Origin of the sequence: Rickettsia hoogstraalii (assembly GCF_000825685.1) — a bacterium.
Lineage (GTDB): Bacteria > Pseudomonadota > Alphaproteobacteria > Rickettsiales > Rickettsiaceae > Rickettsia > Rickettsia hoogstraalii.
In genome coordinates, this window is the sequence record NZ_CCXM01000001.1 from 923385 (window position 1) to 935713 (window position 12329).

Here is a 12329-nt window from a genome sequence, read left to right on the forward strand (position 1 = left end):
TTTAAAACTTCTTCAGAAAAAGAAGTATATGTCTAATTAGGACTAAAGTGCAATATATAAACTACCTCTACGTAAGAGTGTTATAAAGTAATATTAATTTAAGAGAAAAATAAGGATATTTATAAATGTCTCAGAAAGCAATAAAAGGTTATATTAACTTGATAATTCCGGCCGGCGGAGCCACTCCTGCTCCTCCTATAGGACCGGCCCTTGGGCAAAGAAAAGTTAATATTAAAACATTTTGTGATGAATTTAATAATAGTACAAAAGATACGGAAAAAGGAGTACCTTTGCCGACTTTAATTACTGTTTATGAAAATAGTAGTTTTTCTTTTAAAATAAAAACTCCTCCTGCCTCTTATTTTTTAAAGAAATATGCTAAAATTACTAAAGGTTCTAGTGCTACTAAGAAAGAAGCCGTAGTAGGTAAAGTTACTATGGATGATTGTCGTGAAATTGCAAAGTTAAAAATGCCTGATTTAAATACAAAAGATATTGAAGCAGCAACAAAAATTATTTGTGGTAGTGCTGCATCTATGGGACTTGAAGTGGTAGGGAATTAATTATTATGTCAAATAAGAAAGATGTTGCCGTAAAAATTAGCGGCGGTAAAAAAATAAGAGAAGCTAGAGAAAAAGTAAAATCAGATACTTTATATAATTTAACAAATGCAGTTGAACGATTAAAGTCAGCATCATATGTTAAATTTGATCCAACCTTAGAAATAGTTATGAAGCTTGGAATTGATCCTAGGCATTCCGATCAAATGGTACGTGGTGTAGTTAATTTACCTGCCGGTACAGGCAAAACCGTAAGAGTTGCCGTTATTTGTAAAGAAGAAAGAGAAGAAGAAGCTAAAAGTGCCGGGGCAGATTTAGTAGGTTCAACAAATATTATTGATGAAATTAAAGCAAGGAAAATTAATTTCGATGTATGTATAGCTACTCCCGATATGATGGCAGCTATAGGTTCAGTTGCAAGAATTTTAGGACCAAAAGGTTTAATGCCTAACCCTAAACTTGGTACCGTAACTTTAGATATTAAAAATGCTATTAAAAATGCTAAAAGCGGTCAGGTAGAATATAGAGCAGAGAAAGCAGGTATAATTCATGCAGGGCTTGGAAAATTATCTTTTTCAGACCAAGATTTATTAAAAAATTTAAATGCGTTTATTGAGGCAGTAATTAAAGCGAAACCTGCCGGATTAAAAGGAAGTTATTTAAAAGCAATGTATTTATCTTCTACTATGGGAGCATCGGTACAAATAGATTTAACTAGTATAGCATAATTTTTATAGCCGTTTAACGGTAGTATAGTAATAATAAAAAAGTTTTGTTATTTTAAGTATTTGTATCAGTTTAAATATATTAAACTGTGTTATAAAAGGAGAATTAAAAGGTGTTAAGATCAGAAAAACCGGTAGCAGTAGAGGATATTGTAAATATTTATAAAGAATCGCCCTCCGTAATTATTACTCATTATCATGGGTTAACCGTTAGTCAAGTGAGTTCACTTAGAGAATCACTTAAATCTAAAGAAGCAGGTTTTAAAGTAGTTAAAAATACTTTAGCAAAAATAGCTGCAAATCAAACAGGGCTTGATAGTATTGCTAATTTATTTGCAGGTCCTACTGCTATTGTTTATTCTAAAGAACCGGTTGAGATGGCAAAATTAGTAGTTAATTTTGCTAAGGCTAATGATAATCTTAAGATTATCGGTGGAATAGTTGATAATCACGTATTAGATGAACATTCAATAAAAGAACTTTCTAAGCTACCTTCACTTAATGAGCTTAGAGGTAAAATTGTTGGGTTATTACAAGCACCGGCTACTAAGGTTGTAGGTGTTTTACAAGCCCCGTCTTCGAGTATGGCGAGAGTAATACAAGCACATGCTAGTAAAAATTAACTTAAAGGTTACTGCACTAAGGATTTTAATTGATAATTAAAGAACTTTTATAGCGAAAATTAATAAGGTTTTTTATAGGAGATTGTTCTTATTTTAAAAAAATCTTATAATTTGTAGCAAAAAAGAATTTAATTAACTTTGAAATACCTGATGCAGTAATCTCTCAATATAAAAAAAGTAAAAAGGAAAAAATTATGGCAGATTTAGCTAAAATTGAAGAACAATTATCATCATTAACATTAATGCAAGCAGCTGAGCTTGTGAAAATGCTAGAAGAAAAATGGGGTGTATCTGCAGCAGCACCTGTAGCTGTAGCGGCTGCCGGTGCAACAGCTCCTGCGGCTGAAGCAGCTGCTGAAAAAACTGAGTTTGAAATAGTTTTAATGGCTGCAGGTGATAAGAAAGTTGAAGTAATTAAAGTCGTAAAAGATATTACGGGTCTTGGTTTAATTGAAGCTAAGAAATTAGTTGATGAAGCTCCAAAGCCTATGAAAAGCAATGTAAAAAAAGCAGAAGCTGAAGAAATCAAAGGTAAGTTAGAAGCTGCTGGAGCAAAAGTTGAATTAAAATAATTATTTCTGCACTAGGTTCTGTTAAAGAAAAATTAAATTATTCGTATTTTTAGATATTTTTAAGTAAAAATTAATAAGATTCTTGTTGGAACAGTTATATTTATTCAAAAAAAAAAATCTTGTGGTTTTCAATCAAAAACAACTAAATATAGATTAATTTTTTTTACAAGACCTAATATTTTTTGCATTACATGATGAAATATTTTATAGCTTTAAATTAACTTCTTAAAATCTAAAAAGCCTTATTTTAGTAATTAAATTTGAATAAGGCTTTTTTGTTTAAAAATTATTTTAAAGCTAATGTAAGTTATTTTTTTGAAATAGGTTAAAGCTATTACATTGAAAATCTTATTGATTAAAATAATTTTGTTAACGTACCATACGTCTAGAAATTTAAATTATTGAAATTTTCTAGGTTCTGTAAACATTTATAATTGATTTTTAATAAAAATTAATGAGATTTTTGAATGAATAGTACCTAATTTTAAAAAAAATCTTATAATTTTTTGTAACAAACAAATAACCAAAATCAAATCTTTTTGGAAATGTTCGCAGAGCCTACACAAGATCTAAATAAGAAACTTACTAGGTTTCTTTAATTTAAGTTCTATGTAAAAAATTCAGTATATTTTATTTTACTGCAAATTATAAACATTTTATTGAAATAGGTAGCTATTCCAATAAAAATTTTACTGTTTAAAATATAAATAATTTAAATTTTATATACAGAACCTAGGTTTTAAACACTTTTGATTAATGATTATAATTAGGAGATATTTTTAAGCAAAAATTAATAAGATTTTTGAGAGGAGAGTTTATTACTATTTCAAAAAAACCTTATGATTTACAGCTAAAAAGAGCCATAATTATGATTATTCTATTAAAAATGCATAGGACCTAATCACTTCAATACGGGCAGTAATTTTATCAGTCAGGAGATTATATGGTTTCATTAAGGGATAATATAGAAGCACAACCCTTGTCACATAATAGAAGAATAAGAAAAAATTTCGGTCACATAAATTTAGTAGCAGGTATACCGAATTTGATTGAAATTCAAAAAAATTCATATGAAAAAAACTTTCTACAGTTAAATATTAAAGATTCTGAAAGAAAAAATAAAGGTTTACAATCTATATTAAACTCAATTTTTCCTATTTCAGATTCCTCTAATATTGCTAATTTAGAATTTGTAAAATATGAATTCGATACTCCAAAATATGATGTAGAAGAGTGCAGTCAAAGAAGTTTAAGTTATGCTGCTCCTCTTAAAGTTACTTTAAGGTTAAGTATTTGGGATATAGATGAGGATACCGGTACTAGAGAAATTAAAGGGATTAAAGAGCAAGAAGTATATATGGGTGATATCCCATTAATGACTAAAAACGGTACTTTTATCATTAATGGTACAGAAAGAGTAGTTGTATCGCAAATGCATCGCTCACCTGGCGTATTCTTTTATCATGATGAAGGAAAAGTCCACTCTTCCGGCAAGCTTTTATATTCTGCTCGTGTTATTCCATATAGAGGGTCTTGGCTTGATTTAGAATTCGACGCTAAGGATGTTATTTATTTTAGGATTGATAGAAAAAGAAAGCTTTATGCTACTACTTTGCTTAGAGCTATAGGTATGAGTACTGAAGAAATTATAAAATTTTATTATAATTCAGTAACTTATAAGCTTGTTAAAAATAAAGGTTGGGCGGTTAAATTTATACCTCAGCATATTACTGCTCATCGTTTAACAAGTGATTTAGTAGATGCAGATACCGGAAATGTTTTACTGAAAGCAGGGCAAAAAATTACTCCGCGTTTAGCTAAAAAATATTTTGGGGAAGGGCTTAATAATATTTTAGTAGCTCATGAAACTTTAATCGGCAAATATCTATCCGAAGATTTAAGGGATCCTGTAAACAATGAAGTATTAGCAAAAATCGGTGAAATGATTACTGCTGATATGCTAAATGTTATTAATGATCTTAAAATTAAAAATGTTAATGTATTAGTAATCAATCCTCAATCCGGTCCATATATAAGAAATACCTTATTTGCTGATAAGAATCAGGACCGTGAGGCAGCATTATGTGACATTTTTAGAGTTTTAAGACCCGGTGAACCTGCTAATATAGAAGCGGCTGAAAGCCTGTTTTATAATTTATTCTTTGATGCGGAAAGATATGATCTTTCAGAAGTCGGACGAATAAAAATGAATTCTAGGTTAGAGCTGAATATTTCTGAAGAAGTTACGGTTTTAACAATTGATGATATTAAAAATATCGTAAGAGTTTTAGTAGAGCTTAAAGACGGTGAAGGTATCATAGACGATATTGATCATTTAGGTAATAGAAGGGTTAGATCAGTAGGTGAATTGATAGAAAATCAATTTAGAATAGGTTTAGTCCGAATGGAAAAATCTGTAATTGAAAGGATGTCGGCAGGTGATGTTGATACCGTAATGCCTCATGATTTAGTAAATTCCAAGATTTTAGTTTCAGTCGTAAAAGAATTTTTTAGTACCTCCCAATTATCCCAATTTATGGATCAAACAAATCCATTATCGGAAATAACTCATAAAAGAAGGCTGTCGGCACTCGGTCCCGGAGGTCTTAGTCGAGATCGAGCAGGTTTTGAGGTGCGTGACGTACATCCGACTCATTACGGTCGTATTTGTCCTATTGAAACACCTGAAGGTCAGAATATCGGGTTAATTAACTCTATGGCTACTTATGCTAGGATAAATAAACACGGTTTTATAGAGAGTCCGTATAGAAGAGTTAAAGATGGGCATGTAACTGATGAAGTGGTATATCTTTCTGCTATTGAAGAAGGTAAATACAAAATTGGACAAGCAAATTCTAAAATTGATAAAGACGGAAAGTTGCAAGGAGAGTTTATTAATTGCCGTGTTGAAGGCGGTAATTTTGTAATGGTAGAACCGCATGAGGTAGATTTTATTGATGTGACTCCTATGCAGGTAGTATCGGTTGCGGCTTCTCTTATACCTTTCTTAGAAAACGATGATGCTAACCGTGCTTTGATGGGTTCAAACATGCAAAGACAAGCTGTTCCTTTAATTAAAACAGATGCACCTTTTGTAGGTACCGGAGTTGAAGGGGTAGTAGCTAAAGATTCCGGAGCATCAGTACTTGCATTACATGACGGTATTGTTGAGCAGGTAGATTCAAATAGAATAGTGATTAGAACTCTAGAACAAAAAATTGATGGTTCTCCTTCTGTTGATATTTATAATTTATTAAAATTCCAAAAATCCAATCATAATACTTGTATAAATCAAAAGCCTTTAGTTAAGGTCGGTCATTACGTTAAGAAAAACGATATTATAGCTGACGGTCCTAGTACGGATAACGGTGAAATTGCTTTAGGTAGAAATGTGCTTGTGGCTTTCTTACCTTGGAACGGTTATAATTTTGAAGATTCAATTTTAATATCTGAACGTATAGTAAAAGAGGATGTATTTACATCTATTCATATTGAAGAGTTTGAAGTAATAGCTAGAGATACACGCCTTGGTCCTGAAGAAATTACCCGTGATATACCGAATGTAAGCGAAGAAGCGTTGCGTCATCTTGATGAAGTCGGAATAATTTATGTAGGTGCAGAAGTAAAAGCCGGTGATATTTTAGTCGGAAAAGTAACACCAAAAAGTGAATCGCCTATTACTCCTGAAGAGAAGCTACTACGTGCTATTTTTGGGGAAAAAGCTTTTGACGTAAAAGATTCATCGCTGCGTGTACCTTCTGGAGTTAACGGAACTGTAGTAGAAGTAAGGGTATTTTCTCGTAGGGGTGTAGAAAAAGACCAGCGAGCTATTGCTATTGAAAAACAACAAATTGAAAAATTAGCAAAAGACAGAGACGATGAGTTAGAAATTATTGAGCATTTTGTGTTTAGTTGGCTTGAAAAGCTTTTAATAGGGCAGGTGATTGTTAAAGGTTCTAAGCAAGTAAAAGCAGGACAAACAATTACTAGTGAAACGCTAAAAAGCTTATCTAAAGGGCAATTTTGGCAGCTTACCGTGGAGGATGTAAATGTAATGAATGAAATAGAGCAGATAAAGACTCATTATGATGAGAAAAAAAATGCTCTTGATAAAAGATTTGCTACTAAGGTGGAGAAGCTGCAAAGCGGTGATGATTTACCTCAGGGAGCTTTAAAAGTAGTAAAAGTGTTTATTGCAACTAAGCATAAATTACAACCCGGTGATAAGATGGCAGGAAGACACGGTAATAAAGGTGTTATTTCACGTATTGTACCTGAAGAGGATATGCCGTTTTTAGAAAATGGAAAAGTAGTGGATATTGTTCTTAATCCGCTTGGTCTTCCGTCTCGTATGAATATAGGGCAGATTTTAGAGACTCATCTTGGGTGGGCATCAATAAATTTAGCACAAAAAATATCTGAATTAGTCAAGGAATATCAAAATAAACAGATCGGTATTGAGCAGATTAAGAAATTCTTAATTGAGTTGTACGGAGAAGATATTAATTCTATACTTGAAAGATCGGAAGAAGAGATTATCTCTTTCTGTAATAAAGCAAGTAAAGGAGTACATTTTGCAACTCCTGTATTTGACGGAGCAAAAGTTCAAGACGTTAAAGATATGTTAAAACTTGCCGGTCAAGATCCTTCAGGACAAGTAAAATTAATTGACGGTAGAACCGGTGAATATTTTGATCGTCTCGTAACCGTTGGACAGAAATATTTGCTGAAATTGCATCACTTAGTCGATAATAAAATTCACTCTCGTTCTATAGGACCTTATAGCTTAGTAACTCAGCAACCGCTTGGAGGTAAGTCTCATTTCGGTGGACAGCGTTTCGGAGAAATGGAATGCTGGGCATTACAAGCTTACGGTGCGGCTTATACGTTACAGGAAATGTTAACGGTTAAGTCGGATGACGTAAACGGTAGGATCAAAACTTATGATTCTATAGTACGTGGTGAAAATAATTTTGAATCAGGTATTCCTGAATCATTTAATGTTATGATAAAAGAATTTAGATCTTTATGTCTTAACGTAAAGCTTGAAGTAACTTCGAGTTAGTTATTCTGTGGTTTATGAATACTAAAGCGTCATTGCGAGCGGCTAAAAGGAGCGTGGCAATCTCAGGATTTTGGCACGAGATTGCGGGCGTACAATTGCTCTGCAATTTCCTCGCAATGACGAAAACCATACAATGAGAACTTTAAATAAAGAAGTATACAAGTAATTTTTAAGGAAAAGTATTTATGAGCGTAGTAAATTTTTACGGACAATTAAGTAATACTCAACAATTTGATCAAATAAGGATTAATATAGCAAGTCCTGATCAAGTACGTTCGTGGTCTTTCGGTGAAGTAACAAAACCTGAAACAATTAACTATCGAACCTTTAAACCTGAGAGAGATGGTTTATTTTGTGCAAGAATTTTTGGTCCGGTAAAAGATTACGAATGTCTCTGCGGTAAATATAAGCGGATGAAAAATCGTGGTATTACATGTGAGAAATGCGGCGTTGAAGTTACGGTTTCTAGAGTAAGACGTGAAAGAATGGGGCATATTGAACTTGCAGCTCCCGTTGCTCATATTTGGTTTTTAAAGTCACTACCTTCAAGAGTTAGTACGCTTCTTGATATGACAATGCGAGATGTAGAAAAGATTCTTTATTTTGAAAATTATGTAGTAGTTGACCCAGGGTTATCGATTTTACAAAAAGGCGAACTCTTAACAGAGGAAGAATTACAGAAAGCAAAAGATAAGTACGGTGAAGATGCATTTACTGCCTCTATAGGTGCAGAAGTAATACAACAAATGCTTAAAGAGCTTGATTTTTCAAAGTTAAAGCAAGAATTATACGAAGAATTACAAACTACTTCTTCAGAAGTCAAAAAGAAAAAATTAGTAAAGCGTTTAAAATTAGTAGAGGATTTTTTAGAGTCGGAAAACAAGCCGGAATGGATGATTATGGATGTTTTGCCGGTTATTCCTCCTGAAATTAGACCGCTTGTTATGCTTGACGGCGGAAGATTTGCTACTTCAGACTTAAATGAACTTTATAGAAGAGTAATTAATAGAAATAATCGTTTAAAGAAATTAATAGAGTCAAAAGCTCCTGATATAATAGTCAGGAACGAAAAAAGAATGTTACAAGAAGCGGTGGATGCGTTATTTGATAACGGTCGTCGAGGTAGAACAGCGAAAAATGCTAATAAGCGTCCATTTAAGTCATTAAGTGATATGCTTAAAGGTAAGCAGGGTCGTTTCCGTCAGAACCTACTTGGTAAAAGGGTTGACTATTCAGGACGTTCGGTTATCGTGGTCGGGCCTGAGCTTAAGCTTCATCAGTGCGGTTTACCTAAAAAAATGGCATTGGAGCTATTTAAGCCGTTTATTTATTCTAAGCTTGAGTTGTACGGTATTGCTACGACTATTAAAGCCGCAAAAAGAATGGTGGAAGCTGAAAAGCCTGAAGTTTGGGATGTGCTTGAAGAAGTCATAAGAGAGCATCCGGTTTTACTTAATAGAGCTCCGACATTGCATAGATTAGGTATTCAAGCATTTGAACCGCTATTAATCGAAGGTAAAGCGATTCAGCTTCATCCGCTTGTTTGTGCTGCGTTTAATGCAGACTTTGACGGTGATCAGATGGCGGTACATATTCCGTTATCGATTGAAGCACAGCTTGAAGCTAGGGTATTTATGATGTCTACAAATAATATCTTAAGCCCTGCAAACGGACGTCCTATTATTGTACCGGATAAAGATATAGTACTTGGTTTATATTATCTAACCCTTGCATTTGATAATGAAGTAGGCGAAGGGATGATGTTCTCAGATTTAGCTGAGATGGAACATGCTTTATATAATAAATTTATAACTATTCATACAAAGATAAAATATCGTAGAAATCAGCTAAATGCCGAAGGTAAAATGGTCCCTGTTATCATTGATACTACTTACGGTAGGTTAATGGTCGGTGAATTATTGCCTTCTAATCCTAATGTAGAATTCAAGTTTATTAATAAACAACTAACTAAAAAAGACATATCATTAGTTATAGATTTAGTTTATCGTCACTGCGGTCAAAAAGCTACAGTAATTTTTGCCGATCAGCTAATGAAACTAGGTTTTAAATATGCTTGTTCTTCAGGTATTTCTTTTGGAATGGACGATATGGTAGTACCGGAATCTAAGAGTACTCATATCAATGAAACTCAGCTTGAAATAAAAGAATTTGAACAACAATATTCAAACGGTTTAATTACTTATGGAGAGAAATACAATAAAGTAGTTGATGCTTGGTCAAGATGTACCGATAGAGTAGCAAACGACATGATGAAAGAGATTGCTACGCCGCCGGTTAGTGATGATCCGAATCATCAAAAAATAAATGCTATATATATGATGGCTATCTCCGGAGCAAGAGGTTCTTTCCAGCAAATTAAGCAGCTAGGCGGTATGCGAGGTTTAATGACCAAATCAAACGGTCAAATTATACAAACTCCTATTATCTCTAACTTTAAGGAAGGATTAACTGAATTTGAGTGTTTTAATTCTGCTAACGGAATGCGTAAAGGGCAAATAGATACGGCTTTAAAAACAGCAAGCTCAGGTTACTTAACAAGAAAATTAGTAGATGTTGCACAAGATTGTATTATTACCGAAAAAGATTGTGGAACTGATAAAGGGATTGAAGTTAAGAGTGTTATTGAAGGCGGAGAAGTCATAGTACCTTTAGCTGAAAAGATTTTAGGTCGTACTGCTGCTATTGATATATTTCATCCGGTAACTAATGATCTAATTCTCAATAAAGGCGAGCTTATTAATGAAGCAAAGCTAGAGCAGATTGAGTCGGCTGGACTCGACAGAATTATGATAAAATCCGTATTAACCTGTGAAAGTACTACCGGTATATGTAGCATATGTTACGGTAGGGATCTTGCTACCGGTACGTTGGTGTCGGAGGGTGAAGCAATCGGGGTTATTGCTGCTCAATCTATCGGTGAACCTGGTACGCAGCTTACAATGAGAACTTTCCATATCGGAGGAGCGGCAACAAAAGGTGCTGAGGTTTCTTCCGTAGAAACTTCCTATGACGCAAAAGTGAAAATTATAAGCCGTAACGTTGTTATTAATTCCGAAGAACGCAAAATTGTTATGAGCCGAAATTGTGAATTATTATTACTTGATAATAACGGTAATGAAAAGGCCCGTCATAAAATTCCATACGGTGCTAGATTACTTGTTGATGACGGTGATATGGTTATTAAAACTCAAAAACTAGCGGAGTGGGATCCTTATACTATACCGATTATCACGGAGAAATCAGGTAAAGTTTTATTCAAAGATATGGTTGAGGGTATTTCTATTCGTGACGTAACTGACGAAGCTACCGGAATACCGAGTAAAGTTATTATTGAATCAAAGCAATATTCACGTGGTGCAGAATTACGTCCGCGTATACAGCTTTTAGATGCTAAAGGTGAAGTTATAACCTTATCAAACGGTTTAGAAGCTAGATATTACTTGCCGGTTGGAGCAGTTTTAAGCGTAGAAGACGGAGTACAAATATCTGTAGGTGATATTATTGCACGTATACCGAAAGAATCAACCACTACTAAAGATATTACCGGTGGTTTACCGAGAGTTGCCGAGCTTGTAGAAGCAAGACGTCCTAAAGATCACGCAGTTATTGCCGAGGTTGACGGTAGAGTAGAATTCGGTAAAGACTATAAATCTAAGAGACGTATTATTATACATCCGATTGATGAAACAATGTCTATTGAGTATATGGTACCTAAAGGCAAGCATGTTGTAGTTAATGAAGGTGACTTTGTTAAAAAAGGCGATTTATTGATTGACGGTAATCCAGTACTTCAAGATATTTTAAAAGTAATGGGTGTAGAGGTTCTTGCAAATTATATTGTTAAAGAGGTTCAAGCCGTTTATCGTCTACAAGGTGTAAAGATTGATGATAAGCACATAGAAGTTATTATTCGTCAGATGTTACAAAAAGTAGAAATCACGGATTCAGGTGGAACTACCTTATTAGCAGGTGAAAAAATAGATAGACATGAATTCGAGGAGATAAATGAAAAAGCTATTAAAAACGGTTTAAAACCTGCTGAAGCACAATTAATATTACAAGGTATTACTAAAGCTTCTCTGCAAACTAGATCGTTTATCTCTGCGGCATCATTCCAAGAGACTACTAGAGTTTTAACAGAAGCAGCTATTGCCGGTAAAATAGATAAGTTACGAGGATTAAAAGAAAACGTGATAGTTGGACGATTAGTACCTGCCGGAACCGGTTACTTTATGGATAAAATGCGTAAAGCAGCCGTAAAACTTGATGAAGAAAATGTATAAATATACTTGATTCTTGTAAGGCGGTTGTTGCGTGGATACTGAAAGTCGTCATTGCGAACGACCTAAGCGTTGTTGCATGGCTCAATTTCACCTCTGTCATCCCGTGGCTTGACCACGGGATCCAGTTAAAAATTCTGATTTACAGAATTTTTTTAATTATTTTCTAGATTGCCACGTCGCTTCGCTCCTCGCAATGACGACCTTTAGTATCCACGCGGGTAATGCCAAGCGGGGATAACTATAGTACCGGACAATTTTTATTCTGTGTCATTCCCGCGTAGGCGGGAATCCAAAGTATAAATACAGCAAATTTTTGAAATTAAAAGCTCGATTTATCTCGCTTTATGCTGGATTCCTGCTTTCGCAGGAATGACATCGGTATCTACGCAACAAGACCTTCCTACGAAAGCAGGAATCCAGAAAAATAACCTTACTACGCATTATTGACAAAAAAAGCCTATAAAAAACTTAGTTTTTGTA

6 protein-coding genes are annotated in these 12329 nt (G+C 34.0%); all 6 read left to right on the plus strand.

The window, feature by feature from the left end; all coding sequences use genetic code 11:
- Positions 1 to 125 precede the first annotated feature (125 nt).
- The 6 genes from rplK (at position 126) to rpoC (ending at position 11849) form a co-directional block, all read left to right on the plus strand.
- On the plus strand, positions 126 to 563 hold the full coding sequence (gene rplK / locus BN1174_RS04860; protein ID WP_040256969.1) for a 50S ribosomal protein L11: 438 nt from the start codon (positions 126 to 128) through the stop codon (positions 561 to 563).
- A gap of 5 nt (positions 564 to 568) precedes the next feature.
- Entirely contained in the window at positions 569 to 1288 is a 720-nt protein-coding gene (gene rplA, locus BN1174_RS04865) for a 50S ribosomal protein L1 (protein ID WP_040256971.1), read from the plus strand.
- Between the two features lie 110 nt (positions 1289 to 1398).
- Complete coding sequence (gene rplJ / locus BN1174_RS04870; RefSeq protein WP_040256974.1) at positions 1399 to 1908, plus strand: 50S ribosomal protein L10; 510 nt, start codon at positions 1399 to 1401, stop codon at positions 1906 to 1908.
- Between the two features lie 194 nt (positions 1909 to 2102).
- Entirely contained in the window at positions 2103 to 2480 is a 378-nt protein-coding gene (gene rplL / locus BN1174_RS04875) for a 50S ribosomal protein L7/L12 (RefSeq protein WP_040256976.1), read from the plus strand.
- Positions 2481 to 3423: 943 nt separating this feature from the next.
- Positions 3424 to 7545, plus strand: coding sequence for a DNA-directed RNA polymerase subunit beta (gene rpoB / locus BN1174_RS04880; RefSeq protein WP_040256978.1), 4122 nt, complete (start codon positions 3424 to 3426; stop codon positions 7543 to 7545).
- 185 nt (positions 7546 to 7730) lie between these two features.
- A complete protein-coding gene (rpoC, locus tag BN1174_RS04885; RefSeq protein ID WP_040256980.1) occupies positions 7731 to 11849 on the plus strand; it encodes a DNA-directed RNA polymerase subunit beta' in 4119 nt (1372 codons plus the stop codon).
- Positions 11850 to 12329 lie beyond the last annotated feature (480 nt).

Coding starts and splice junctions, on each gene's coding strand:
- rplK (WP_040256969.1), top strand. CDS start 126: ATGTCTCAGAAAGCAATAAAAGGTTATATTAACTTGATAATTCCGGCC.
- rplA (WP_040256971.1), top strand. CDS start 569: ATGTCAAATAAGAAAGATGTTGCCGTAAAAATTAGCGGCGGTAAAAAA.
- rplL (WP_040256976.1), top strand. CDS start 2,103: ATGGCAGATTTAGCTAAAATTGAAGAACAATTATCATCATTAACATTA.
- rpoB (WP_040256978.1), top strand. CDS start 3,424: ATGGTTTCATTAAGGGATAATATAGAAGCACAACCCTTGTCACATAAT.
- rpoC (WP_040256980.1), top strand. CDS start 7,731: ATGAGCGTAGTAAATTTTTACGGACAATTAAGTAATACTCAACAATTT.